The sequence below is a fragment of the Caballeronia humi genome (genome assembly GCF_001544475.1).
Lineage (GTDB): Bacteria > Pseudomonadota > Gammaproteobacteria > Burkholderiales > Burkholderiaceae > Caballeronia > Caballeronia humi.
This window is the reverse complement of the sequence record NZ_FCNW02000001.1, coordinates 283,824-309,379: the sequence shown is the minus strand read 5'-3', so window position 1 is coordinate 309,379 and position 25,556 is coordinate 283,824. Positions and strand designations below refer to the sequence as shown.

Below are 25,556 nucleotides of genomic sequence, written 5' to 3'. Positions count from 1 at the left end.
TCCGGCCCGGTGAATCGGCGGAAAAATCGGCGATTCGCGAGACCGGCCCCGCTGCGATCAAAGTTCTGGAGAGTACAAAAATGGGCAAAATCATCGGTATCGACCTCGGCACGACCAACTCGTGCGTGGCGATCATGGAAGGCAATCAGGTTCGCGTCATCGAGAACTCGGAAGGCGCGCGCACCACGCCGTCGATCATCGCTTATGTCGATGAGAACGAGATTCTCGTCGGCGCGCCGGCAAAGCGTCAGTCGGTCACGAACCCGCGCAACACGCTGTACGCGGTCAAGCGCCTGATCGGCCGCCGTTTCGAAGAAAAGGAAGTGCAGAAGGACATCGCGCTGATGCCCTACCAGATCGTCAAGGCCGACAACGGCGACGCCTGGGTGGAAGCGCACGGCCAGAAGCTCGCGCCGCCGCAGATTTCCGCGGAAGTGTTGCGCAAGATGAAGAAAACCGCTGAAGACTATCTCGGCGAGCCGGTCACGGAAGCCGTGATCACGGTTCCCGCGTACTTCAACGACAGCCAGCGTCAGGCAACGAAGGACGCGGGCCGCATCGCGGGCCTGGAAGTCAAGCGCATCATCAACGAGCCGACGGCTGCCGCGCTCGCGTTCGGCCTCGACAAGGCCGAGAAGGGCGACCGCAAGATCGCGGTGTATGACCTGGGCGGCGGCACGTTCGACGTCTCGATCATCGAAATCGCGGATGTGGACGGCGAAAAGCAATTCGAAGTGCTCTCGACGAACGGCGACACGTTCCTTGGCGGCGAAGATTTCGACCAGCGCATCATCGATTACATCATCGCCGAGTTCAAGAAGGAGCAAGGCGTCGATCTGTCGAAAGACGTGCTCGCGCTGCAACGCCTGAAGGAAGCGGCGGAAAAGGCGAAGATCGAACTGTCGTCGACCGCGCAGACCGACATCAACCTGCCGTACATCACGGCGGACGCCAACGGTCCGAAGCACTTGAACCTGAAATTTACGCGTGCGAAGCTGGAAGCGCTCGTCGAGGAACTGATCGAGCGCACGATCGAACCGTGCCGTATCGCGATCAAGGATGCGGGCGTGAAGGTCAGCGACATCGACGACGTGATTCTCGTCGGCGGCATGACGCGTATGCCGAAGGTGCAGGAAAAGGTGAAGGAATTCTTCGGCAAGGAACCGCGCCGCGACGTGAACCCGGACGAAGCCGTGGCCGTCGGCGCCGCGATTCAGGGCCAGGTGCTGTCGGGCGACCGCAAGGACGTTCTGCTGCTCGACGTGACGCCTCTGTCGCTCGGCATCGAAACGCTTGGCGGCGTGATGACGAAGATGATCAACAAGAATACGACGATCCCGACGAAGCACGCGCAAGTGTATTCGACGGCCGACGACAACCAGGGCGCCGTGACGATCAAGGTGTTCCAGGGCGAGCGCGAAATGGCGGCAGGCAACAAGCTGCTCGGCGAGTTCAACCTGGAAGGCATTCCGCCGGCCCCGCGCGGCACGCCGCAGATCGAAGTGACCTTCGACATCGACGCGAACGGTATTCTGCACGTCGGCGCGAAGGACAAGGCGACGGGCAAGGAAAACAAGATCACCATCAAGGCGAACTCGGGCCTCTCGGACGCCGAGATCGACAAGATGGTGAAGGACGCCGAAGCCAACGCTGAAGAAGATCACAAGCTTCGCGAACTGGCCGACTCGCGCAACCAGGGTGACGCGCTGGTGCACAGCACGAAGAAGGCCGTGGCCGAGTACGGCGACAAGGTCGACGCAAGCGAGAAGGAAAAGATCGAAGCCGCGCTGAAGGATCTCGAAGAAGCGCTGAAGAGCGGTACGACCGACAAGGTCGCGCTCGATGCGAAGATCGAGGCGCTGTCCACCGCGTCGCAGAAGCTCGGCGAAAAGATGTACGCCGACATGCAGGCAGCGCAGGGCGCGGCGGCGGGTGCTGCCGGTGCGGCGGGCGGCCATGCGGGTGCATCGGAGTCGGCCGGCGCGAGCCAGCAACACGACGATGTGGTCGACGCGGATTTCAAGGAAGTGAAGAAGGACTGAGTCGTTGATCCGCATTAGCAATTCATCGCCACGGCCGGAGCTGGTTTCGCGTGATTTCACACGAAACCAGCCGATCGAGACGAAGCAGGTTTGAAGACGCGCCTGGCGAGCCTGATGGCTCCCCGGGCACGTTGTTTTTTTAGAGGGCGCTTGGCTTCGTGGTTGAAAAGTCGGCTGAGAAGCTGATTGAGAAGCGGGGCGTCGAAGGGCACACACGGGTCGCGAGACCCGAAGCATCCGAGAGGGAGCCGGTGCGCGGCACGCGCGGCGGCATCGAACCGATATGGCGAAACGGGATTACTACGAGGTTCTGGGCGTCGCGAAGAATGCGAGCGACGACGAGATCAAGAAGGCTTATCGCAAGCTTGCGATGAAGTACCACCCCGACCGCAATCCGGACAGCAAGAACGCGGAAGACCATTTCAAGGAAGGCAAGGAAGCCTATGAAATGCTGTCGGATTCGCAAAAGCGGGCGGCGTACGATCAATACGGTCATGCGGGCGTCGATCCGAACATGGCCGGCGCGGGCGCGCAGGGTTTCGGCGGATTCGCCGATGCCTTCGGCGACATCTTCGGCGACATCTTCGGCCAGCAAGCCGGCGGCGCCGGCGCGCGCGGCCGTGCGGGTCCGCAGGTTTATCGCGGCGCCGATCTGCGCTACAGCATGGAAATCACGCTGGAGCAGGCCGCGCACGGCTACGACACGCAGATTCGCGTGCCGAGCTGGGTCAATTGCGACATCTGCAAAGGCTCGGGCGCGAAGCCCGGTACAAAGCCGGAAACCTGTCCGACGTGTCACGGGCAGGGCACGGTGCGCATGTCGCAGGGCTTTTTCAGCATCCAGCAGACGTGTCCGAAGTGCCACGGCACGGGCAGCCATATCCCCGAGCCGTGCGCGCATTGCCACGGCGCGGGCAAGGTGAAGGAAACGAAGACGCTGGAAGTGAAGATTCCGGCCGGCATCGACGACGGCATGCGCATTCGTTCCGCCGGCAACGGCGAGCCGGGCATCAACGGCGGGCCGAGCGGCGATCTGTACGTCGAGATTCATATCAAGCAGCACGCGGTGTTCGAGCGTGATGGCGACGATCTTCATTGCCAGATGCCGATTCCGTTCACTACGGCGGCGATCGGCGGCGAAATTGAAGTGCCGACGCTTGCCGGCCGCGCGAGCTTCACGGTGCCGGAAGGCACGCAGTCGGGCAAGACGTTCCGTCTGCGCGGCAAGGGCATCAAGGGTTTGCGCTCCAGCATCGCGGGCGATTTGTACGTGCACGTGCAGGTCGAGACGCCGGTCAAGCTCACCGATCAGCAGCGCGACCTGCTCAAGCAGTTCGAGAAGTCGCTGACCGAGGGCGGCGCGCGGCATAGTCCGCAGAGCAAAAGCTGGTTCGATCGCGTAAAGAGTTTTTTTGATTGACGATGCAATGACGGCCGATCTGCGCGGCGCGGCTTACGCGCTGCTCGACGATTGCGACTCGACCGCCGAAAGGCGGTCGAGTCGTCTTTACACTGGGTTCGCGCACGAGCGGTCCGCCACGGACGGCGCGGTGCTCGATGCCGTGTGTGCGGAGGTCGAAGGCGATTTGCGCGACGGTCTGCATGCGGTCGTCGTCGCGGATTACGAGTTCGGACGCAATCTTCAGTTGGCGCAGCCCGGCAATGCCGCGCTGCGCTTTTTGTTGTTCCGCGAATGCGCGCATCTTTCGCGCGGCGAAGCCGATGCGTGGCTCACCTCGCGCGATGACGGCGCGGCGGCGGGTGTCGCGGGAATCGAGGCGAGCGTCACGCGCGACGAGTTCGACGCGGCGATCGCCGCCGTGCACGAAGCGTTGCGCGCGGGCGATTCGTATCAGGTCAATTACACCTATCGGCTGACGTTCGATGTGTTCGGCACGCCGCTCGCGCTGTATCGGCGCTTGCGGGAAAGGCAGCCGGTGCGCTACGGCGCGCTGATCGCGTTGCCGGAGGGCGGCGCGGTGGTGTCGTGTTCGCCGGAGTTGTTCATCGAGAAAAGCGGCGACTTGCTGCGCGCCCGGCCGATGAAAGGCACCGCACCGCGCGAAACCGATCCGCAAGCGCTCCACGACGACCCCAAGAATCGCGCCGAAAACGTGATGATTGTCGACTTGTTGCGCAACGACATGTCGCGCGTGGCGGCCACCGGGTCCGTGCACGTTCCCGCGCTTTTTTCGATCGAGCCGTATGCGTCGGTATGGCAGATGACGTCGACGATCGAGGCGCGCGTGCGCGCGGGCACCACGTTCGCGGACGTCGTGCGCGCGCTCTTTCCGTGCGGCTCGATCACCGGCGCGCCGAAATACAGGACGATGCAGTTGATCGACGCCATCGAAAGTACGCCGCGCGGGCTGTACACCGGCGCGATCGGCTGGCTGGATCGCGGCGGGGACTTCTGTATGTCGGTGGCGATTCGCACGCTCGTGGTCCGCGAAGGGCGGGGCACGATGGGCGTCGGCGCGGGCATCGTGCTCGATAGTGTCGCCGCTGATGAATATGCGGAGTGTCGGTTGAAGGCGTCGTTTCTGACGGGCGCCGATCCGGGCCTGGAACTGTTCGAAACGGCCTATGCCACGCGCGAAGACGGGATGCGGCATATCGATCGGCATCTCGCACGGCTCGAACAAAGCGCGCTATATCTCGGTTTCAGGTTCAATCGCGAAGAACTGAAAACGCGGATCGACCAATGTTGCCGAACGTTCGACGAAGGAACGCCGTATCGTCTGCGAATCGCGCTCGACAAGGGCGGCAAAATCACGCTGACGCACGCGCCGCTAGCGCCGCTGAACACCGAAACCGTCGACGTTCTTCTCGCGTCCGAGCACGGTTTCGCGCCGCAGGCATCGAGCGATTCGCTCTTGCGCCACAAGACGACGCGCCGCGCCGACTACGATCGCGCGTGGAAGGAAGCCGAATCGCAAGGCGCGTTCGACATGCTGTTTTTCAACGAACGGGGAGAGTTGACGGAAGGCGGCCGGTCGACGGTTTTCGTGAAGCTCGACAACCGCTGGTGGACGCCGCCGATCGACGCGGGCGTTCTGCCGGGCGTGATGCGCGCCGTGTTGCTCGATGAATTGAGCGCGGCGGAACGCACGATCACACGCGAAGAACTGGAAAGCGCCGAAGCGGTGATGTTGAGCAACGCCCTGCGCGGCGCGATCAAGGCGCGCTTGAGACGCTAAAACCTCAAAACGTATGCTCGGGCCCAGGAAAAGTTCCTTCCTTGACAGCCCGCACATACGCCTCGACAGCCGCGAAAATCGACGGCTGTCCGGTCATGAAATCCTTCACGAAGCGCGGCCGCTTGCCGGGGAAAATTCCGAGCATGTCGTGCAGTACCAGCACCTGCCCCGAACAATCGATCCCCGCGCCGATGCCGATCGTCGGAATTGCGACCTGCTCGGTCACTTCGCGAGCGAGCAGCGTCGGCACCGCTTCGATCACGAGCAATTGCGCACCGGCTTCCTGTAGCGCGATGGCGTCGCGGCGCATCTGCGCGGCGGCCGCGTCGGTCTTGCCCTGCACCTTGAAGCCGCCGAACGCGTGCACCGACTGCGGCGTCAGCCCGACGTGCCCGCACACCGGAATCGACCGCTCGACGAGAAAGCGCACCGTATCCGCGAGCCATTCGCCGCCTTCCATCTTCACCATCTGCGCGCCCGCGCGCATCAGCGTGACCGCGTTCGCGTACGCCTCGTCGCGCGAGCCGATCGTGCCGAACGGCATGTCCGCGACGATCAGCGCGCCCCTATTGCCGCGCGCCACCGACGCCGTGTGATACGCGATGTCGGCGAGCGTGACGGGCAGCGTCGTGCTGTGTCCTTGCAACACGTTGCCGAGCGAATCGCCGATCAGCATCACGTCGACGCCCGCGCGGTCGAGCAGCGCCGAAAAGCTCGAGTCGTAGCACGTCAGCATCGCGATCCGCTCGCCTGCTTCGCGCATCGTCTGGAGCTTGGGGACGGTGATCGCGTTGCGGCCGGTTTCCTGCAAGTACGCCATGATCTTTCCGAGAGATAGAGTGAGTCAGCGCCGAAGCCTGAAAAGCCTGAAAGCTCAGAGCGACGTGCCTTTGACAAAGAATTCCTTGCGCCCACGCATCGACTCGATCCGGTCGACGAGCAGCGCGAAATCCGCCGGCGAATCGAGCGGATTCAGATGCTCGGCGTTGACGGTAAGGAGCGGCGTCGCGTCGTAGTGATAGAAGAAATCGTTGTACGCGTCGCACAGCGCGCGCAGGTACGCGTCCGGAATCTGCAGCTCCATCGGCAGCGCGCGTTTCTGAATGCGCGCGAACAGCACCTCGGGGCTTGCCTGCAGATACACAACGAGATCGGGCGCGGGCGCACTCGTATCGATTCGCGACGCGATATCGCGATAGAGATGAAACTCGTCGTCGGGCAGCGTGAGGCGCGCGAAAAGCTCGCTCTTCTGCGTGATGAAATCGGCGATGAGCGGCGCGTGGCCCGTCATCGCCTCGGCGACTTCGCGCGTCTGCGTGAGACGCTGGAGCGCAAAGTTCAGCTGCGTTTGCAGTGCATAGCGCGTCGTGTCGCGATAAAAGCGCTCGAGAAACGGATTGTCCTGTGGGCGCTCGAACAGTGTGCGCATCGACCACCGTTCGGCAAGCAGTGTGGCGAGCGTCGTCTTGCCGACGCCGATCGGACCTTCGATCGCGATATAGCGATGCGGCGGGCGCAACTGCGGCGCGGTGACAGTAAGGGGCGGAGCGGCGCTCATCGGCAGGTGTCGGGTTTGTTGGATGCGGTGGATGAAGCGTCGGAGGTCGCGCGTTGCGCCGCGAGCATCGGACACTGGCAGGTCGCGACCTTCTCGATGCGCTGATCCTTCACGGCGTCGAGGAATTCATCGGCGCGGCCGCGCAGCGGAATCACAAGCTCGACGTCGAGTTCGATGAGCGGCACGAGCACGAACGCGCGCTCGGTGAGACGCGGATGCGGCACGATGAGATCGGCTTCGTCGATGGAGGAATCGCCGTAGAGGAGGATGTCGAGATCGAGCGTGCGCGGCGCATTGCGATACGGCCGCTCGCGCCCGAAGTGCTCCTCGACCGTATGACAGAGCCGCAGCAGTTGCCGCGCGGGCAGCGAGGTCTCGATCTTCACGACGCAGTTGAAATAGTCGTCGCCACCGGCGTCGACCGGCGCGGTGCGATAGAGGCTCGATTTCGCGAGCACGGTGATCGTGCGTTGCTGAGCAAGACACACGACTGCGTCTTTCAGGGTCTGACGCGCATCACCGAGATTCGCGCCGAGGCCCAGATAAGCTACCGTCATGGCATAAGTCCTACGACAGTCGTTCAACTGCTTTCATTACTGAAGCATTCGATCGAGTCACTCGTCGCGGGGGCCGGCATCGCGTACTTCACGCACTTCACGTGTTTCGCGGGTTTCGCTTCCCGAGCCTTCGCTACGAATCTCGCCACCTTCCGATCCCTCACCCGTCCTGCGCTTGGCATTGCTGCTGCGCCGGCGCCGCTTCTTCGGCGCGCGTTCCTTGCCGCCTTGCGAGAGTAGCGTTTCGCGCGCGGTGGCGTCGCCGTCGATGAAATCCGTCCACCACTGTCCAACCGAAGCATCGAGCTCGCCCGATTCGCAGCGCAGCAGGAGGAAATCATAACCCGCTCTAAACCTTTGGTGTTCCAGCAGCTTCAACGCGCTTCTGCCCGAGCGTTTTTCGAGCCGATGCTGCAGGCCCCAGATCTCGCGCATGTCCGACGAGAAGCGCTTGTGGATCGCGAGCTTCTCCGTTTGCATGTCGAGCACGTCGTCCATCGCGCGGTGCAGCGCGGGCACCGGATAATCGCCCGCCGCCGTGAACTGCTGCCAGCGCGTCTGCATGTCGTGCCACAGGAGCGTCGCGAAGAGAAAGCCCGGCGACACGGGCTTGCCGGCGCGCACGCGTTCGTCCGTGTTGGTGAGCGCGAGCGTCACGAACTTCTCGCCGTGGGGCTGTTCCAGCACGACATCGAGCAAAGGCAGCACGCCGTGATGCAGGCCTTCCTGACGCAGCCGTGTGAGACACGCGAGCGCATGGCCGGAAAGCAGCAGCTTCAGCATTTCATCGAAGAGACGCGCGGCCGGCACGTTGTTCATCAGGTCGGCGAGTTCCTTGATCGGCGCGCGCGTTGCCTCTTCGATCTCGAAGCCGAGCTTCGCCGCGAAACGCACGACGCGCAGCATCCGCACCGGGTCTTCGCGATAACGCGTCGCCGGGTCGCCGATCATGCGCAGCAGGCGCGCGCGGATATCGGCCATGCCGTCGTGATAGTCCAGCACGGTTTGCGTCGCCGGATCGTAGTACATCGCGTTGATCGTGAAATCGCGACGCGTGGCGTCTTCGTGCTGCTCGCCCCAGACGTTGTCGCGCAGCACGCGGCCGCTCGCATCGACGGCGTGCGTGCGCGCATCCAGTTCGCCGCGCTTCAGGCGCCGCGGCGGCTCGGCGGGCGGCGCGTCAACGGGCACGTCGACGAGCGCGCGGAACGTCGACGTCTCGATGATGTCCTGCCCGAACTGCACGTGCACGATCTGAAAGCGCCGCCCGATGATGCGTGCGCGCCGGAAGAGCTTTTGCACCTGATCGGGCGTGGCGTCGGTGGCAACGTCGAAATCCTTCGGCGCGACGCCGAGCAGCAAATCACGCACCGCGCCGCCGACGATGAACGCGCGGTGCCCGGCCTCCTGCAGGCCGTCGGTCACGCGGATCGCGTTCTTCGAGATGAGCGTGGGATCGATGCCGTGAATATCCGATGACAGGATGACCGGCACGTTCGGGTCGCGCTTGACCGGGTGCGCCGGGGCGGCGGGCTTCTTGCGCGCGGTTTTGCGCACAGCGGCTTTGGTTTCGCCTGAGGCGTCGGCTTCGGCGTCGGTCGATGCCGATGCAGCGTCGGCCGAAGCGCCATCGGAGGAATCGGCGCTATCCTGCCCGAACAGCTTGCGGATGAGTTTTTTAATCACTGTGTATTGAAGAGGTCCAGGATGCGCCAGCCTTTGGCTTGCGCGTGGGCGCGCAGGGTGTCGTCGGGATTGGTCGCGATCGGGTCGGTGACTTTTTCCAGCAGCGGGATGTCGTTGTGGGAGTCGCTGTAGAAATAGCTGTGCCGGAAATCGGAAAGCTGCTTGCCCATCGACGCGAGCCACGCCTCGACGCGTACGATCTTGCCCTCGCGATAGCTCGGCGTGCCCGTCGGACGGCCGGTGAACGCGCCTTCCGGATGGTTGCCGACGGTTTCGACTTCACACGCGATCAACGTTTCGATGCCGAACGCTTCGGCAATCGGCGCGGTGATGAAAGCGTTGGTGGCTGTGACGAGGCAGCATAGGTCGCCTTCGTCCTGATGTTCCCGCACGAGCGTGACGGCGGCCGGCACGATGCGCGGATTGATCACCTCGCGCATGAATTGCGCGTGCCAGTCGGCGAGTTGTTCGCGCGAGTACTTCGAGAGCGGCGCGAGCATCGCGTGCAGGTAGGCGTCGATGTCGAGCACGCCCGCTTTGTAGTCGGCGTAGAAGGCGTCGTTCTGGCGCGCGAACTTGTCCGCGTCGACGATGCCGAGCTTCACCATGAAGCGACCCCATTCGTGGTCGCTGTCGGTCGGGATGAGCGTGTGATCGAGATCAAAAAGGGCGAGGTTCATGGGAGCGCATTTTACTTGAAGCGGGTTGAAGCGCGGGGCGAGCCGCTTTCCGGCGAAATCGACACGGATTCGATGCTAAGCGGGTCACCGAGGAGGTCGGCGGGCGGCGGCGGTTTGTCGTCCGCTTTGTCGTCGATCGCGCGACCTTCCGCCGACTTCGTCATCGTGCGCAGCAACGTCAGCGTGACCGCGCGCTTCTGTTCGAGCGAAAAGCGGTCGAGTTCGTCGAGAAGCGCCATCAGGCTCGGCATGTCGCGGCGAAAATGTGTCAGCAGGTAGGCGGGTAGATCGTCGGCGAGAGCGATGCCGCGTTCACGCGCCGCGTGTTTCAACACCGTCGCCTTGCCTTCGTCGGTGAGCGGTGCGAGGTGAAACACGAGGCCCCAGCCGAGCCGCGTGCGGAGGTCCTCGCGCACTTCGAGGCCCATCGGCGGCGCGCTGCCGGTCGCGACGAGCGCGCTCGCCGGATACGCGCGCACCTCGTTGAAGAGATTGAACAGCGCGATCTGCTGCGCGCCGGAGAGGCCGTCGCAGTCGTCGATTGCGTAGAGCGTCACGCGCGGGTCGAAACCGAACGCCGTCAGGGCGCTTTGCGGGCTCAAAAACTTCGCGCGGCCCGTCGATTCGTGGACGAGCGCCTGCAGCAGGTGGCTCCGCCCGCTGCCCGGCTCGCCCCAGATATAGAACGTGCGATCGGCGACCGGCCCGGCCGCGAGCGCGCCTTCCAGTTCGCGCAGCCGCGTCACGAGTTCGTGATTGCTGGCGGCGAAAAAATTATCGAAGGTGGCAGGCGGCGGCGTGCCGAGATCGAGCGTCAGTTGGCGTTGCACGGGCAGTCGGTTCCGTCGGGGCGTATCTTGAAAAGCATGGTGCGGTTGGTGCCGCGGTACGGTTCGCGCCGGGCGCAGGGCATTCCGCTTGTTTTGCCCGGTCTTGAAAAGATGCGGGCGACGCGGCGCGGAACGCGTGAATTCGAGCCGGACGGCTGTCATCGGGTAAAATCCTATTTTACCGACCTTCTCGCTCATCCCCCATGAATCAGCCGAAATCCGCCCCTGACGCCCAAGGTTTGTCTTATCGCGACGCGGGCGTGGACATCGACGCCGGCGACGCACTCGTCGACCGCATCAAGCCGTTTGCCAAGAAAACGATGCGTGACGGCGTGCTTGGCGGGATCGGCGGGTTCGGTGCGCTCTTCGAAGTGCCGAAGCGTTACAAGGAGCCGGTGCTGGTGTCGGGCACGGACGGCGTCGGCACCAAGCTGCGCCTCGCGTTCCAGTTGAACAAGCATGACACGGTCGGCCAGGATCTCGTCGCGATGAGTGTGAACGACATCCTCGTGCAGGGCGCCGAGCCGCTCTTTTTCCTCGATTACTTCGCCTGTGGCAAGCTCGACGTCGATACGGCGGCTACCGTTGTGAAAGGCATCGCGGAAGGCTGCGAATTGTCGGGTTGCGCGCTGATCGGCGGTGAGACGGCGGAAATGCCGGGCATGTACCCGGACGGCGAATACGACCTGGCGGGCTTCGCGGTCGGCGCGGTGGAAAAGAGCAAGATCATCGACGGCAGCACGATCCAGCCGGGCGACGTCGTGCTCGGACTGGCGTCGAGCGGCATCCATTCAAACGGGTTTTCGCTCGTGCGCAAGATCATCGAGCGCGCGCAGCCGGACCTGAACGCCGATTTCGACGGCCGCTCGCTCGCCGACGCGCTGATGGCACCGACGCATATCTACGTGAAGCCGCTGCTTTCGCTGATGCAAAGCGTGACCGTGAAGGGCATGGCGCACATCACGGGCGGCGGGCTAGTCGAGAACATTCCGCGCGTGCTGCGCAAAGGGCTAACCGCCGAGCTCGATCATCGCGCATGGCCGCTGCCGCCGCTTTTCTCGTGGCTGCAGAAGCACGGCGGCGTCGCGGATGCGGAGATGCATCGCGTGTTCAATTGCGGGATCGGGATGGCGGTGATCGTCGCGGCTCAGGATGCGGAAGCGGCGACCGGGCTGCTGTCAGCGGCGGGCGAGCAGGTTTGGATGATCGGGACGGTGCGCGAGAGCCGCGAAGGTGAAGCGCAGACGGTGGTGATCTGAAACTTTTCCTTTATCGCTGAACAAGAACCGCTCCACCGTGAGCGGTTTTCATTGGCCCACATGCTCCATCGCCCGGACTGCCTGTTCCGTTGCATCCGCTGCGCAGCAATCCACGATGATCCGCTCCGGCATCGCGCGCAGCCAAGTCAACTGGCGCTTGCACAACTGGCGCGTCGCGAAGACGCCCTTGTCGCGCATCGTGTTGTAGTCGGTATCACCGTCGAGATATTCCCAGGCCTGCCGGTAACCGACGCAGCGCATCGACGGCATCTCTAGGCTCAAATCGCCTCGCGCGCGCAATCGCTTCACTTCGTCGATGAAACCGTGCGCGAGCATCGCATCGAAACGCGCGGCGATGCGTGCGTGCAGCACGCTGCGCTCGGAAGGCTCCAGCGCGATCGGCACGAAGCGATAGCGCGCCGATTCTTCCTGCGCACGCGGTGCCGCGAGCAACGCCGACATCGGCTGCCCGGTCAGCATAAACACCTCGAGCGCGCGCTGGATGCGCTGCGAATCGTTCGGAGCGAGACGCGCGGCGGTCTGCGGATCGATGGCGGCGAGGCGCGCGTGCAGCGCGGGCCAGCCGTCGCGGACGGCGTCGGCATCGAGGGTGGCGCGCGTGTCGGGATCGGCGGCGGGCAAATCGTTTAGGCCCTGCGTGAGCGCCTTGAAATACAGCATCGTCCCACCGACCAGAAGCGGCACGTTCCCCCGCGCGGTGATTTCGTCGACGAGCCGCAGCGCATCCGACCGAAACTCGGCGGCGGAATAAGCCTCTGCAGGATCGATGATGTCGATCAGATGATGCGGTGCCGCCGCAAGTTCGGCGGCGGACGGCTTGGCCGTGCCGATATCCATCTCGCGATACACGAGCGCCGAGTCGACGCTGACGATCTCCGCCGGCCGCCGCGCCGCGAACGCGAGCGCGGCGGCGGTCTTGCCCGACGCGGTCGGGCCGAGCAGGCAGGCGACCGGAAGCGTTTTCCTCGCGCTCATTGTCCGCGCATGAAAAGACGGTCGAGATCGCCGAGCGTCAGCTGGAACCACGTCGGACGGCCGTGATTGCACTGGTCGGCGCGTTCGGTGGCCTCCATCTGACGCAAAAGCGCGTTCATTTCGTCGAGCGTGAGGCGGCGGTTCGCGCGCACCGCGTGGTGGCACGCGAGTGTGCCGAGCAGTTCATGCTGGCGTTCGGTCAACACGCGCGAGCCGCCGTACGCCTGCAAGTCCGCGATGACCGCGCGCGCGAGCGATTGCAGATCGGCGTCCTTGAGCAGCGCGGGCACGGCGCGGATCGCGATCGACGTCGGCGAAAGCACGGCGAGGTCGAAGCCGAGCGCATCGAGCGTCGCGCGCTCCTCTTCCACCACGCCGATTTCGACCGGCTCCGCCGTCATCGACACGGGAATCAGCAGCGGCTGCACGGCGATCGCGCGATCGGCGAGGGCGTTCTTGAACTGCTCGTAGAGGATGCGCTCGTGGGCGGCGTGCATATCGACGATCACGAGCCCCTGCGTGTTCTGCGCGAGCACGTAGATGCCGTGGATCTGGCCGAGGGCAAAGCCGAGGGGCTGGTCGTCGGCGTGACTTTTCGGGTCGGCCTTGTCGCCGTAGGCAACGTATGGCGTCTCGGCGGCCACGTCGCGGCGGCCGAACAGCGCGTCGTAGAGCGCGAGCGGCTGCGCGACGGGCAGCGTGCCCTGCGTCATGCGCGACTGGCGCAGCCAGGTCGTGCCGTTTTCGCTCGTGTTTGATCCTGTCGATACTGTATTCAGCACCCCCGCTCCCGCAAGCGGCCGCGCACTGAACGACGCCGGCCCAGTCGGCTGAAGCTGCGCTGCGTGACCGCCCGCCGTCGTTTCCGGCGACGCGCCCGCGTTCCGCGCCAGCGCACGCTGGACGGCATGAAAGACAAACTGGTGGATCGAGCGCGAATCGCGGAAACGCACTTCGATCTTCGACGGATGCACGTTCACGTCGACAGCCTCGGGCGGCAAGTCGAGAAACAGCACGTACGACGGATAGCGGTTGCCGTGCAGCACGTCCTCATACGCGGCGCGCACGGCGTGCGTAAGCAGCTTGTCGCGCACGAAGCGGCCGTTCACGAAGAAATACTGCTGGTCGGCCCGGCCGCGGCTCGCTGTCGGCAGGCCCGCGCAGCCGTACACGGCGAGCGGTCCGGCGCGCTCGTCGAGCGGCAGGTGCGCCGTATCGAAGACTTCGCCGAGAATTTTCGCGACTCGCGCTTGCGGCGCGCTCGCGTTCCAGTGCTCGACGGCCTTGCCGTTATGCATCACCGAAATCGCGACGTCGGGCCGCGCGAGCGCGACGCGCCGGATCATTTCGAGGCAATGCCCGAGTTCGGTCTGCTCGCTTTTCAGGAATTTGCGTCGGGCGGGCGTGTTGAAGTACAGCTCGCGCACTTCCATCGTCGTGCCGACCGTGCCCGCCGCGGGCGAAATCACACCGGTCTGGGCGTCGATGCGGGTTGCGTGCGCGCATTCGCTCGTGCGGCTCGTGATGAAGAGTTCCGCCACGGACGCGATCGATGCCAGCGCCTCGCCACGAAACCCGAGCGTCGCCACGGCTTCGAGTTCGGCGAGTGAGCGGATCTTGCTCGTCGCGTGGCGCAGGAGCGCGAGTGGTAATTCGGCGGGCGGCATGCCGCACCCGTCGTCGGCGATCACGATGCGCTTCACGCCGCCTTCATCGAGCGTGATGCGCAGGGTGGTCGCGCCGGCATCGAGCGCGTTCTCGAGCAGTTCCTTTACGACGGACGCGGGGCGTTCCACCACTTCGCCCGCCGCGATCTGGCTGATCAACTGATCGGGGAGCGGCTGGATCGCGCGCGAACGGCGTGCGGCGCCGAGGGTCGAATCGACGGCGGGGGTATCGGTGAGATCGGGCATCGCCAAATTATAACGACTTGTGTCTGCGGATTTTTGGCTGCCGGCGGTGAGCCTCGCGCCGCTTGTACCCCAAATCCGCCCGCCACTGTGCTCGCATCTGTCGGCCAAAAGCAGGGCGTCTAAGTTTTCCGCCAACGACTTTCGGTATCATGACGCGACCGCTTTTTCATGCCATTCGACGCTTTCACGCGTTGTCGCTTACTTCTTTCGAGGATCACTTTTGGACACACTGCTGCAATTTCTGGGACTCATCCTTCATATCGACAAGTCGCTCGGTTTTTTCATCCAGCACTATGGCGGCTGGGTGTACGCAGTGCTGTTTCTGATCGTGTTCTGCGAAACCGGGCTCGTGGTGTTCCCGTTCCTGCCGGGCGATTCGCTGCTCTTCATCGGCGGCGCATTCGCCGCGACCGGCTCGATGCATCTCGGCGCGCTGATCGCGCTGCTGCTCGTCGCGGCGATCGCCGGGAACACGGTCAATTACTGGATCGGCCGCGCGGTCGGGCCGAAGGTGTTCCATTCGAATATTCCCGTGCTGGAGCGGTTTCTCGACCGCGCGGCGCTGCAGAAAACTCACGACTTCTACGAGAAGCACGGCGGCAAGACGATCGTCATCGCGCGTTTCGTGCCGGTCGTGCGGACCTTCGCGCCGTTCGTCGCGGGCGCGTCGGCGATGGACGCGATGCGCTTCCAGTTTTTCAACGTGCTAGGCGCGCTGATCTGGGTGCTGCTGCTCGTGCTGCTCGGCTACTTCTTCGGCAATATCCCGTTCATCCGCCAGTATCTGAACGTGATCGTGCTGGTGGGCATCGGCGCGGCCGTCATTCCGATCGCGCTCGGCGCGCTGTGGAAGATGACGCGACGGGGTTCGTCGAAGGTTTAGGTTTTCGTCGAGCGAGGCCGCCAGTTGGCGGCCTCGGCGTTCATGCTGCTTGACGATTGCCAGGGCGAAGCGTTACGCGCGCCGGAACAGTCGAATGACGAACAGCAGCACGACCGCGCCGACCACCGCCGTAATCAGCGTGCCGAGGATGCCACTGCCGAGCGATACGCCGAGCACGCTGAAGAGCCAGCCGCCGACCACCGCGCCGACGATACCGACGAGGATGTCCACCAGCAGCCCGAATCCGCCGCCCTTGACGAGCAGGCCCGCGAGCCAGCCCGCAACCGCGCCGATGATCAGCGCCCAGATGAGTCCGTGTTGCATGAATTCCATGCGATCAACCTCCGAGAATTGAGAATGCAGGATGCACCCGCATCGAGCGCGGCAAATGTAGCCGATGCACGCGCATCGCGGACCCCCTCAAATGTCAAGCATTGTTAGAACGTCGATCGCAAGGCCAATCGGCCACGGAGCCGCTAGAATCCAGCCTGCGAGCGAACGGCGAAGCGGTCGTGATTCGGACAAGCGCAGATGCGAAGCGCCGAACGCGTGTGATAACGTGAAAGGTTAGAACGCCAAAGTGTCAGTAAAATTGGCGCCTGGAAATGGCTTTCATCGTTAAATGTTTTATGCTCGCAGGGGTTGTCAGGCGTGAAAGAAGCAGTCGAAGTTCGCAGTAAGTCAAAAGAGCGGAACAAGTGGCGCCGGGTTCGGGCGGCAGTCGTCGTGATCGGGCTGGCGGCGTCGTTGTCGGGTTGCGGGTTGTTCGGTTGCGGCGCGGCCGGGTCGAACGGGGCATTCCTCGGCGGATGCGCCGTGGGAACGCGATTCTGAGCGTCACGGCGCGCGTCGGGACGTCGTTAAAACAAACAGCAGGGAATCGGAAGTATGGCGGTGATGCGTTCGGGATTATTCAGGCTGACGGCGTGGGCCGTCGTGTGCGGGGCGGGCCTCGCGGGGTGTGCGTCTTCGCTGACGCCGGCGCCCGTCGTCGAGCGCTCGACGGGCGGCGACGCGCCGCCCGCCGTGACATCGCCGGGCGATGGCGCGATGCCCGCGACCACAACGGCGCTGCCTCCGGCGGGAACGGTCACGCCGGCGCCGGCGGCTCCCGGTTTCTATCGCGTGAAGCCGGGCGATACGCTCTACGGCATCGCGCGTATATACAAGCAGAAGCCCGCCGATCTGTCGAAGTGGAACAACCTGCCCGAGAGCCAGCAGGTCAACATCGACCAGTTGCTGCGCGTTGTGCCGCCGGGCGCGACCGCATCGGCGGACGACTGGAGCAAATCGGCGACGGCGGGCGCAGCAAAGACGGCACAGCCGCCGCTGCTGGGCGCGACCTCGCCCGCTGCGCCATCCGCTGCGGCGCCGGCTGCGACGGCGAAGTCTTCCGTAAGCCCCGAGCCGGAGCCGGCCGGAAGCGGCAAGGGCTTCTCGCTCGCGTGGCCGACGCAGGGCGACGTCGTCACTAAGTTCGGCGGCAGCAGCAAGGGTATCGATATTGCGGGCAAGACCGGCGCGCCCGTGAAGGCCGCAGCGCCCGGCAAGGTCGTCTACGCGGGGAGCGGACTGCGCGCGTATGGCCAGATGATCATCGTGAAGCACAGCGGCGATTACCTGACCGCCTACGCGCACAACAGCAAGCTGCTCGTGCACGAAGGCGATACCGTGAAGCAGGGCGCGACCATCGCCGACATGGGCACGGGCCCGGACGGCAAGCCGGTGCTGCACTTCGAGGTGCGCAAGTCGGGTCAGGCCGTCGATCCGCTGCCGCTGATGAAGGCTGGCGGCTGATGCATCAAGCGGCTTTGGCCAAAACCACACGGCAGGGAGTCCGCTCGTGAAAAGAATCATGCTCGCCGCGTTGTGCGCGGCGTCGCTAGTCAGCGGCTGCGACCAGCAGCAGAGCGAAGAGGCGATGAACAAGCTCAAGTCGATTTTCAATTCGGTCAAGCCGGACGCCTTGCTGCTGAAGGATCTGAAGCCGGGCGTCACGACCGAAGCCGAGATTCGTAACCAGATGGGCGAGCCCGAAACCGCGCGCACTTTCACCGATGGCTCCAGGCGCCTCGAATATCCGCGCGGCCCGGCCGGGACGACCACCTACATGGTCGATCTCGATGCGAACGGCCGCTTCTTGTCGGCCACGCAAGTGCTGACGGCGGAGAACATCGCGAAGGTGCGGCCGGGCATGTCGCAGGATGAAGTGCGCCGCCTGCTCGGCAAGCCGACCACGGTGGCGGAGTATCCGCTCAAGAAGGAACGCGTCTGGAGCTGGCACTGGGAAGAGGGCGGCGTGACGCGCGACGCGATGTTCAACGCGCATTTCGGACCCGACGGCATCGTGACGACGACCTCGCGCTCCGAAGCGGAGGGCGGCGGCCGTCACTGACGACACACCGATGCCGCAGTGACGGCACCGACGGCATCAAGAAAGGGCAGGGCCATGAAGCAAAACAAATATAACGAGAGGCAGCGCGCGCATCGCGCGCTGATGGAACAAGCCGGGCAGTATCGCGAGACTTGCGCGCAAACACCGGACGATGCCGCGTGGAACTGCGCTCGCGGACACGCGTGGGACGATTCGCTCAGTGCCGCGCAGAACGTGCGCTGCATGAACTGCGCGGCGCAGCGTCGCGAGTTGCGTATGCAGCGGCTGGCGCGGATCGCCGGGGCGCGGGGCGGGGCGCTGCTCTCCGCCGCTTATATCGATGCCGCGAATCCGTTGCGCTGGCAATGCGCGTTCGGGCATGTGTGGGAGGCGCGGGCGGATGTCGTCGAGCGTCAGTGGTGCCGCGCGTGCGTGCGCGAGGGCGTGTACGACGCGAGTTCGCCGTGGCGACTCGATGAGTCGTCGGAAGACATGCAGGCCGAGGCGCTTACAAGGCGGATTTAAATGTCTCAATATATGTTCCGCGGTTTCGGCTGCGGAATAGAGAAGCGGCGTTTGAATACGCGAAGTCTCGGCTGTTGGGTGGATATCGAAATCGGCATTAAAACCCAATAACTGAAACTGTCGCCACCACTATTTCATTTTCGGCAATGCCATCATTTATTGAAGTGCTGTAACGCATCATCGTTTCACGCGCGCTATCATGCCTGCACCACAATCGATAATTCTCCTCACCTTACGACGAAACCACCACCCGAAGATCAGCCCGAAAAGGAGTGCGTATGTCATGGTTCACGGCAACACTACGCAGTTATCCGGAAATCGCGATTTTTTTGTCATTGGGAATTGGGTATTGGGTCGGAGGAAAGAGTTATCGCGGATTCAGTCTTGGCGCCGTCACCGCGACGCTGCTTGCCGCGATCGCCATCGGGCAACTCGGCATTACGATCTCGCCGAACGTCAAATCCGTTTTCTTTCTGATGTTTCTGTTTGCAGTCGGCTACGGCGTCGGTCCGCAATTCGTGCGCGGCATCGCGAAGGACGGCTTGCCGCAAGCGCTCTTCTCCGTCGTGCAATGCGCGCTGTGTCTCGCCGCGCCTTATGTCGCCGCCAAACTCGCGGGCTATGACATCGGCTCGGCGGCGGGACTCTTCGCCGGTTCGCAGACCATCTCGGCATCGATGGGCCTCGCCACCGACGCCGTCAATCGCCTCGGCCTCCCCGCCGATCAAACCAAGTCGCTTCTCGATGCGATGCCCACCGCCTACGCCGTCACCTACATCTTCGGCACGATCGGCTCGGCGATCATCCTCGCGACGCTCGGGCCGATCCTGCTGCGCATCGATCTCGTCGCGGCCTGCAAGGAATACGAGGCGACGCTCGGCGGCAAGCAGGAGCTCGGCGGCCCAGGCCAGGCGTGGCATCGCTACGAACTGCGCGCCTACCGGGTTCCGGAGGGCGGCCAGGTCGTCGGGATGTCGGTGGGAGAAATCGAAGCGCGTGAGCAGGCCGGCACGCGGCTCTTCATCGAGCGCATCCGGCGCGGCGGCGCGGTGCACGACGCCAAGCTCGACGACGTGTTGCAGGCGGGCGATGTCGTCGCCGTCGGCGGGCGGCGCGAGCAACTCGTCGATATCCTTGGGCCACGCGGCGTCGAAGTCGACGATCCCGAGCTGCTCGCGGTGCCGGTGGAGGGCGTCGATGTCTACGTGACGAGCAAGGAGGTCGACGGCAAGACGCTGCTGGAACTCGCCACGATGCCGCTGGCGCGCGGCGTATTCCTGCGCAAGATCAAGCGCGGCCCCACCGAGACGCAGATCCCCGTGTTGCCGAGCACGAAGCTGCATCGTGGCGACACGCTGACGCTCGTCGGCCGCACGCAGGACACCACGGCCGCCGCGAAGACGCTGGGCGTGCTAGACCGTCCGACGAGCGCGGCGGACATCGCGTTCGTCGGCTTCGCGATCACGCTCGGCGCGCTGATCGGCGCGGTCGTGATCAAGATCGGCGACATTCCGATCACGCTCTCTACGGCAGGCGGCGCGCTGATCGCGGGCATCGTGTTCGGCTGGCTGCGCGCGATCCATCCGACTTTCGGCCGCATTCCCGAGCCGACCATCTGGTTCATGAACTCGGTCGGGCTGAACGTGTTCATCGCGGTGGTCGGCGTGACGGCGGGGCCGGGATTCGTGAAGGGCCTGCAGCAACTCGGCGTCAGCCTCTTTCTGTGGGGCATTTTCGCGACGACGGTGCCGCTCATCATCGGCATGTTCGTCGCGAAATACGTCTTCAAGTTTCACCCGGCGCTCTTGCTCGGCATCTGCGCCGGTGCACGCACGACGACCGCCGCGCTCGGCATGATCTGCGATGCCGCGAAAAGCCAGGTGCCGGGCCTCGGCTACACGGTTACCTACGCGGTTGGCAACACGCTGCTCACGATCTGGGGGATGGTGATCGTGATGCTGCTCACCTGACGCAGGCCGCACGTTTCTCTCGACGTTCCGATTTTTTGCAGTTCACCCTATCTGGAGGTGTTGGATGGCAAAGTCAGCAAAATCAGCAAAGGCGGGCTCGAAGTCAGGCGCCGGCGACCGTGCCGGGATGGCGGCGCTGAGCCCGTTCGAACTGAAGGACGAACTGATCAAGGCGGCGGGCGGCGGCGCGGTGGAGCGCCCGGCCAACCTGTCGATGCTCAACGCGGGCCGCGGCAATCCGAACTTTCTCGCGACGATCCCGCGCCACGGTTTCTGGCAACTCGGTCTTTTCGCGATGCGTGAATCGGAGCGCTCGTTCGCGCACATGCCGGAAGGGCTCGGCGGGTTTCCGAAGCGCGAAGGGCTGGAGGAGCGCTTCGAGATTTTCGCGCGTGACTTCAAGGGCGTGCCCGGCATCGATTTCCTGCGCGGCGCCGTGTCGTACGTGCGCGACCAAATGGGGCTGAACGCGGGCGAGTTTCTGTACGAAATGTGCGAGGGCATTCTCGCGTCGAATTATCCGGTGCCGGACCGGATGCTGAAGCTGTCGGAAGTGATCGTCGGGCAGTATTTGCGGCGCGAGATGATCGGCGCGTATCCGTTCATCGGCGAGTTCGACGTTTTCGCGGTCGAAGGCGGCACGGCGGCGATGACTTATATCTTCAACACGATGCGCGAGAATCACCTGATCAAGGCTGGCGATACCATCGCGCTCGGCACGCCAATTTTCACGCCGTATATCGAGATCCCGCGTCTCAATGATTACCAGTTGAACGTCGTCAATCTCGACGCCGATGTCGCGAACGGCTGGCAATACTCGAAGCAGGAGCTCGACAAGCTGCGCGATCCGAAGGTGAAAGCATTTTTCCTCGTGAATCCGAGCAATCCGCCATCGGTAAAGATGGATACGGAGAGCCTCGAATACATCGCGGAAATCGTGAAGGAGCGGCCCGACCTGATCCTTCTCACTGACGACGTCTACGGCACTTTCGCCGACGATTTCGTCTCGCTTTTCGCGCTCTGTCCGAAAAATACGATTCTCGTGTATTCGTATTCGAAGTATTTCGGCGCGACCGGCTGGCGGCTCGGCGCGATCGCGACGCATCGCGACAACGTGCTCGACCAGCAGATCGCCGCGCTGCCGAAGGAGCAACGCAAGCAGTTGCACGAGCGCTATGAATCGATCACGACGGAGCCCGAGAATCTCAAGTTCATCGACCGGCTGGTTGCCGACAGCCGCACCGTCGCGCTGAATCACACTGCCGGGCTTTCGACGCCGCAGCAGGTGCAGATGGTTCTGTTCTCGCTGTTCTCGTTGATGGACACGCCTGACGCGTACAAGAATGCGCTGAAGCGCCTGATCCGCAGCCGCAAGCAGGCGCTGTATCGTGAAATCGGCATCACCTTCGACGACAGCGACGTCAACAAGGTCGATTACTACACGATCCTCGATCTCGAATTCCTCGGCGAGCGCGCGTATGGACGCGATTTCGTGGACTGGATCATCAAGAACACGGAGCCGTCGGAGTTGCTGTTCAAGCTGGCGAAGGACGCGCGCGTCGTGCTGCTGCCGGGACGCGGCTTCGGCACGCAGCATCCGTCGGGACGCGTGTCGCTCGCGAATCTCAACGAGAGCGATTATGTGCAGATCGGCCGGGCGATTCGGGAGTTGCTCGGGGAATATGTCGAGCGGTATAACGCCGAGTCCGGCAAGAAGCTGGACCGGAACAAGGTGCTTTGATGGGCGCCCCCGGACTGGCAACGGCCGGTCCGGGTGGCCTTGCTAACCCGCTTATTGCCCGATCGCGCGGATCGTCAGCGCGTTCTTGACTGACGTGACGCCCGCCGTTCCCTTCGCGGCTTCGCCTGCCTTGTCGATCTGCGCGGCATCGGGGACGGTGCCCGCGAGTGTCACGGCGCCGCCGTTCGCGCGGACCGTGATGTTCGACGAACTCAAACCCTTCGTCTTTGTCAGGCTCTTGCGCACCTCCTTCGCGAGCGCCCGGTTCGCCGCTTTCGACGACTTCGCGCTCGGTGCCGCCGATGTGGCGGCCGCGGCGTCGCTGGATTGCGCGTAGGCGCTGAGCATTCCCGCGTTCATCGATACCGCGACGACCAGAACGCCAGCCGCCAGCTTGAGTGGTTTCAGTGCATTCATTGCGATTCTCCTTTTCTCGTATGTTTTTCAAATGGCGCCAAGGTGCGCTGGAACGTAAAGATACCCGGTATGTCGAGTGTTGTCAGGCAACGGTATTGTCGTCGGTATTGAACCGTCAGCCGATTTAATCAGCGATCTAGCGTCTATCACGACAATTCGATTATTTCGCCGCCCGGAACGCGCGCCATTGATATTCGCGACTTGTAATTTATCGAAAGCCAATTCTAATTTCGACATATCCTGCGCGTCCGTCGCACTAGAATTGTTATGGACAATGACCAGCGCGTCGTCTGCGCCGACAGGAGTAATTGCGATGACTTCGAGGTCCATTCGGTTTGCCCGCGTTGCGCCGCATGGAGACGAATAACGTGCATGAACGCGTTCAACGTCGTCGGCGTCTTCCCGGTTGCTCGAGGCGCATGTTCAACGCGCTCGCGGCGGGAATTCCCGTGCTGCTGAGCGCTTCAAGCTTCGCCGACACCTCCGCCGCCGTCCGCTGGCGCGTGCTCATCATGCAAGGCGGCGATCCTTATCTGCCGTCCGCGATCGCGCAGGATCGCGGCATCCGCGAAGTCTTCGCGCGCGAGTCGGACGCGACCATTGAATTCGTCACCGAACCGCTGCATGCGCTCGAGTCCGGCACGCCGCCGCCCGATACCGTCATCACGCAATATCTGAAAACGAAGTTCGCGCAACGCGAGCCCGACGTCGTCATTGCGCTGCGGCAACCGGCGCTGGGTTTCCTGGAACGCAACGCCAACGCGCTCTGGCCCGATGTTCCCATCGTCTTCTGCGGCATCCCCGACGACGATCTCCTCGGCCGCGTACACTCCGCGCATGCATCGGGCGTGCGCATGGCGTTCGATGTCGCGGGCACGCTCGACCTCGCGCGGCGCTTGCAGCCGAACGCCGATCGAATCGCGGTGATCGCCGGGACCTCGACGTACGATCAGGCGTGGCGCAGGCGAATCGAGAGCACGGTGGCCATGCGCACGCATGGTCTGCCCGTCACCTGGATTTCGGACGCGCCGCTCGACATCATGCTCGAGCGCGTCGCGCAGCTTCCCGCGCGCACCATCATTCTTTATTCGAGCGTCTTTCGCGATGCGAACGGCAACACGTTCATTCCACGCGATCTCATCCGCCTCTTCGCTGATAAAGCGCATGCGCCGATCTTCAGCTTCTTCAGCACGTATCTCGGCGCGGGCATCGTCGGCGGATCGATTTCGAGCTGGGAAGAGCAGGGCGCGATGGCCGGCGCACTCGCGCTGCGCATCCTTCGCAATGCGGGACGAACTACGCCGTCGATTATGCCGTCGCCGCCGTCCGTGACGACGGTCGACTGGCGGCAGTTGCAGCGCTGGAACATCGATTCGAGCCTGCTTCCGCCCGGCACGAAGGTGCTCTACAAGCCGGATTCCCTGTTCAGGCGATATCGGACGGAACTGGGCATCGGCGCGCTCGTTCTCGTCGCACAGACCGGGTTGATCGCTTCGCTCCTGATCCAGCGGCGCCGCGCCAATCGCGCCGAGCATGCCGCGGCTGAGCAGCGCAGCGCGCTCGATCAGGCGTCGCGCCTCGCCGTGCTGGGCGAACTGACCGCGGGCATCGCGCACGAGATCAACCAGCCGCTCGGCGCGATCATGACCAGCGCCGATGCCGCGCAGATGATGCTGGAGAAAAGCCCGCCGATGTCCGCCGACGCAGCGATGGTCGTCGCGAGCATCCAGCGTGCGAGCGCCCGCGCGAGCGAGGTCGTGCAGAAAGTCCGGTCGCTCGCGCGCGGCAAGCCTTTGGAACTGCGTCCGCTGCATCTGAACGACGTCGTCCGCGAAGCCAACGATCTGATGATCCACAGCTTCTCCGATGCGAGCGTAGCCTGCGAACTCGCGCTCGCGAGCGACCTGCCGCGCATCGTCGGGGACAAGTCGGCGCTGCAGCAGGTGCTGCTGAACCTGATTCTGAACGCCATCGACGCGATGAAGGACGTGCCCGTCACGAAGCGCCGCCTGACGCTCTCGACATCGGTCGCCGGTCCCGATGAGGTCGCGCTGGCCGCGTCCGATTCGGGGCACGGTCTGTCGGAACAGGCTCAGAAACATCTCTTCGATTCCTTCTTCACGACCAAGCCGACGGGCCTGGGACTCGGCCTCACGATCGTCCGCTCGATCGTCGAAGCGCACGGCGGACGGCTCGCGGCGCTCAACAACGAAGGCGTGGGCGCGACGATCCGCATCACGCTGAGGGTCGCGGAACGCACGGGACTATCCCGTGAGGGAGTGCTGGAAACATGACGTCCTCTATCATCCCGATCGTCCACGTCGTCCACGTCGTCGACGATGACGACGATATGCGCGAAGCCGTCGCGGTACTGCTGCGCGTCGCGGGCTATCAGGTTCGCACTTACTCCGATGCCGGACATTTCCTGCTGTCGGATGCCACGCACGCTCCGGGCTGCCTGCTGCTCGATGTGCGCATGCCCGGCGGCCCGAGCGGCCTCGATCTGCAAGAAGCTCTGGCTGAACGGCGCTCGCCGCTGCCGGTGATTTTCCTGTCAGGACAAGCCGATGTTCCGATGTGCGCAAGAGCGTTCAAGGCAGGCGCGCTCGACTTCCTCACCAAGCCGATCAGGAAGGACGAACTGCTTGCCGCAGTCGCGCGGGCGATCGAACGCGATTGCGCGACACGGCGCGCAAGCGAGCATGCAAGCGATGTCCGGGTTCTGTTCGAATCGCTCACGGAGCGCGAGCGCAGCGTGGTCGCGGGGCTCGCTTCGGGGAAGCTGAACAAGGCGGTTGCGGCGGATCTGAGCCTGTCCGAGCGCATGGTGAAGACCCATCGCGCCCGCATCATGCAAAAGCTCGGCATCCACTCGATCTCGCAACTGATCGAACTGCTCAAGCAACCAGCGGACGCGTCCTGAGC

At 63.9% G+C, this 25,556-nt stretch carries 23 protein-coding genes; 12 read left to right on the top strand and 11 right to left on the bottom strand.

From position 1 onward, the window contains the following. The first annotated feature begins 80 nt into the window (after window positions 1-80). From dnaK to pabB, 3 genes are all read left to right on the top strand, one after another. Window positions 81-2,042 (top strand): molecular chaperone DnaK, encoded by a 1,962-nt coding sequence (dnaK, locus tag AWB65_RS01500; protein ID WP_087665441.1) that lies wholly within the window; start codon window positions 81-83, stop codon window positions 2,040-2,042. Between the two features lie 283 nt (window positions 2,043-2,325). Next, window positions 2,326-3,462 carry a molecular chaperone DnaJ gene (gene dnaJ, locus AWB65_RS01495; protein ID WP_087658345.1) on the top strand — a complete coding sequence of 379 codons (1,137 nt, stop codon included), beginning with the start codon at window positions 2,326-2,328 and terminating at the stop codon, window positions 3,460-3,462. A 7-nt stretch (window positions 3,463-3,469) separates the two neighbouring features. Continuing rightward, window positions 3,470-5,242: an aminodeoxychorismate synthase component I gene (gene pabB / locus AWB65_RS01490; RefSeq protein WP_087665440.1), complete on the top strand. Its 1,773-nt coding sequence runs from the start codon at window positions 3,470-3,472 to the stop codon at window positions 5,240-5,242. Window positions 5,243-5,246: 4 nt separating this feature from the next. On the opposite strand, the gene panB is transcribed toward pabB, so the two are convergent. From panB to hda, 6 genes are read right to left on the bottom strand one after another with little or no spacing between them, the layout of a single operon-like run. Then, entirely contained in the window at window positions 5,247-6,062 is an 816-nt protein-coding gene (gene panB / locus AWB65_RS01485) for a 3-methyl-2-oxobutanoate hydroxymethyltransferase (RefSeq protein ID WP_087665439.1), read from the bottom strand. 54 nt (window positions 6,063-6,116) lie between these two features. Beyond that, window positions 6,117-6,800: a deoxynucleoside kinase gene (locus AWB65_RS01480; protein ID WP_087665438.1), complete on the bottom strand. Its 684-nt coding sequence runs from the start codon at window positions 6,798-6,800 to the stop codon at window positions 6,117-6,119. Further along, window positions 6,797-7,357, bottom strand: coding sequence for a 2-amino-4-hydroxy-6-hydroxymethyldihydropteridine diphosphokinase (folK, locus tag AWB65_RS01475; protein ID WP_087665437.1), 561 nt, complete (start codon window positions 7,355-7,357; stop codon window positions 6,797-6,799). The genes AWB65_RS01480 and folK overlap by 4 nt, the downstream gene beginning before the upstream one ends. Window positions 7,358-7,414: 57 nt before the next feature. Then, window positions 7,415-9,043, bottom strand: a complete 1,629-nt coding sequence (pcnB, locus tag AWB65_RS01470) for a polynucleotide adenylyltransferase PcnB (protein WP_087665436.1) — start codon at window positions 9,041-9,043, stop codon at window positions 7,415-7,417. Beyond that, window positions 9,040-9,723, bottom strand: coding sequence for a histidinol-phosphatase (locus AWB65_RS01465; protein WP_087665435.1), 684 nt, complete (start codon window positions 9,721-9,723; stop codon window positions 9,040-9,042). Before AWB65_RS01465 ends, pcnB begins: the two co-directional genes overlap by 4 nt. Window positions 9,724-9,734: 11 nt before the next feature. After that, window positions 9,735-10,559, bottom strand: coding sequence for a DnaA regulatory inactivator Hda (hda, locus tag AWB65_RS01460; protein ID WP_200821651.1), 825 nt, complete (start codon window positions 10,557-10,559; stop codon window positions 9,735-9,737). Between the two features lie 197 nt (window positions 10,560-10,756). On the opposite strand from hda, the gene purM reads away from it, so the two are divergent. After that, window positions 10,757-11,812 (top strand): phosphoribosylformylglycinamidine cyclo-ligase, encoded by a 1,056-nt coding sequence (gene purM, locus AWB65_RS01455; protein ID WP_087665434.1) that lies wholly within the window; start codon window positions 10,757-10,759, stop codon window positions 11,810-11,812. A gap of 48 nt (window positions 11,813-11,860) precedes the next feature. On the opposite strand, the gene miaA is transcribed toward purM, so the two are convergent. Both miaA and mutL read right to left on the bottom strand, forming a co-directional pair. After that, window positions 11,861-12,808, bottom strand: a complete 948-nt coding sequence (miaA, locus tag AWB65_RS01450) for a tRNA (adenosine(37)-N6)-dimethylallyltransferase MiaA (protein ID WP_087665433.1) — start codon at window positions 12,806-12,808, stop codon at window positions 11,861-11,863. Next, window positions 12,805-14,721: a DNA mismatch repair endonuclease MutL gene (gene mutL, locus AWB65_RS01445; protein ID WP_087665432.1), complete on the bottom strand. Its 1,917-nt coding sequence runs from the start codon at window positions 14,719-14,721 to the stop codon at window positions 12,805-12,807. The genes miaA and mutL overlap by 4 nt, the downstream gene beginning before the upstream one ends. Window positions 14,722-14,941: 220 nt before the next feature. Here mutL and AWB65_RS01440 point away from each other — a divergent pair, with 220 nt between their 5' ends. Continuing rightward, window positions 14,942-15,604 (top strand): VTT domain-containing protein, encoded by a 663-nt coding sequence (locus tag AWB65_RS01440; RefSeq protein ID WP_087658359.1) that lies wholly within the window; start codon window positions 14,942-14,944, stop codon window positions 15,602-15,604. Between the two features lie 72 nt (window positions 15,605-15,676). Here the strand turns inward: AWB65_RS01440 and AWB65_RS01435 are convergent, their stop codons facing one another. Next, entirely contained in the window at window positions 15,677-15,928 is a 252-nt protein-coding gene (locus tag AWB65_RS01435) for a GlsB/YeaQ/YmgE family stress response membrane protein (protein WP_087665685.1), read from the bottom strand. A 564-nt stretch (window positions 15,929-16,492) separates the two neighbouring features. On the opposite strand from AWB65_RS01435, the gene AWB65_RS01425 reads away from it, so the two are divergent. The 5 genes from AWB65_RS01425 (at window position 16,493) to AWB65_RS01405 (ending at window position 22,214) form a co-directional block, all read left to right on the top strand. After that, entirely contained in the window at window positions 16,493-17,401 is a 909-nt protein-coding gene (locus tag AWB65_RS01425; protein WP_087665430.1) for a peptidoglycan DD-metalloendopeptidase family protein, read from the top strand. Between the two features lie 58 nt (window positions 17,402-17,459). After that, the gene (gene bamE, locus AWB65_RS01420) at window positions 17,460-17,999 is read left to right on the top strand and encodes an outer membrane protein assembly factor BamE domain-containing protein (RefSeq protein WP_087665429.1); all 540 of its coding nucleotides are present in this window, start codon (window positions 17,460-17,462) and stop codon (window positions 17,997-17,999) included. Between the two features lie 54 nt (window positions 18,000-18,053). After that, on the top strand, window positions 18,054-18,503 hold the full coding sequence (locus AWB65_RS36605; RefSeq protein ID WP_200821643.1) for a hypothetical protein: 450 nt from the start codon (window positions 18,054-18,056) through the stop codon (window positions 18,501-18,503). Between the two features lie 278 nt (window positions 18,504-18,781). Further along, a complete protein-coding gene (aspT, locus tag AWB65_RS01410; protein WP_087665428.1) occupies window positions 18,782-20,473 on the top strand; it encodes an aspartate-alanine antiporter in 1,692 nt (563 codons plus the stop codon). A 64-nt stretch (window positions 20,474-20,537) separates the two neighbouring features. Continuing rightward, on the top strand, window positions 20,538-22,214 hold the full coding sequence (locus AWB65_RS01405; RefSeq protein ID WP_087665427.1) for a bifunctional aspartate transaminase/aspartate 4-decarboxylase: 1,677 nt from the start codon (window positions 20,538-20,540) through the stop codon (window positions 22,212-22,214). 51 nt (window positions 22,215-22,265) lie between these two features. On the opposite strand, the gene AWB65_RS01400 is transcribed toward AWB65_RS01405, so the two are convergent. Both AWB65_RS01400 and AWB65_RS35385 read right to left on the bottom strand, forming a co-directional pair. Continuing rightward, window positions 22,266-22,631, bottom strand: a complete 366-nt coding sequence (locus tag AWB65_RS01400; RefSeq protein WP_087665426.1) for a BON domain-containing protein — start codon at window positions 22,629-22,631, stop codon at window positions 22,266-22,268. Window positions 22,632-22,658: 27 nt separating this feature from the next. Continuing rightward, window positions 22,659-22,961: a hypothetical protein gene (locus AWB65_RS35385; RefSeq protein ID WP_125474058.1), complete on the bottom strand. Its 303-nt coding sequence runs from the start codon at window positions 22,959-22,961 to the stop codon at window positions 22,659-22,661. Between the two features lie 89 nt (window positions 22,962-23,050). Here AWB65_RS35385 and AWB65_RS01395 point away from each other — a divergent pair, with 89 nt between their 5' ends. Then, complete coding sequence (locus AWB65_RS01395; protein ID WP_159907485.1) at window positions 23,051-24,925, top strand: sensor histidine kinase; 1,875 nt, start codon at window positions 23,051-23,053, stop codon at window positions 24,923-24,925. Then, window positions 24,922-25,554 (top strand): response regulator transcription factor, encoded by a 633-nt coding sequence (locus AWB65_RS01390; protein ID WP_087665424.1) that lies wholly within the window; start codon window positions 24,922-24,924, stop codon window positions 25,552-25,554. Before AWB65_RS01395 ends, AWB65_RS01390 begins: the two co-directional genes overlap by 4 nt. Window positions 25,555-25,556: the final 2 nt, after the last annotated feature.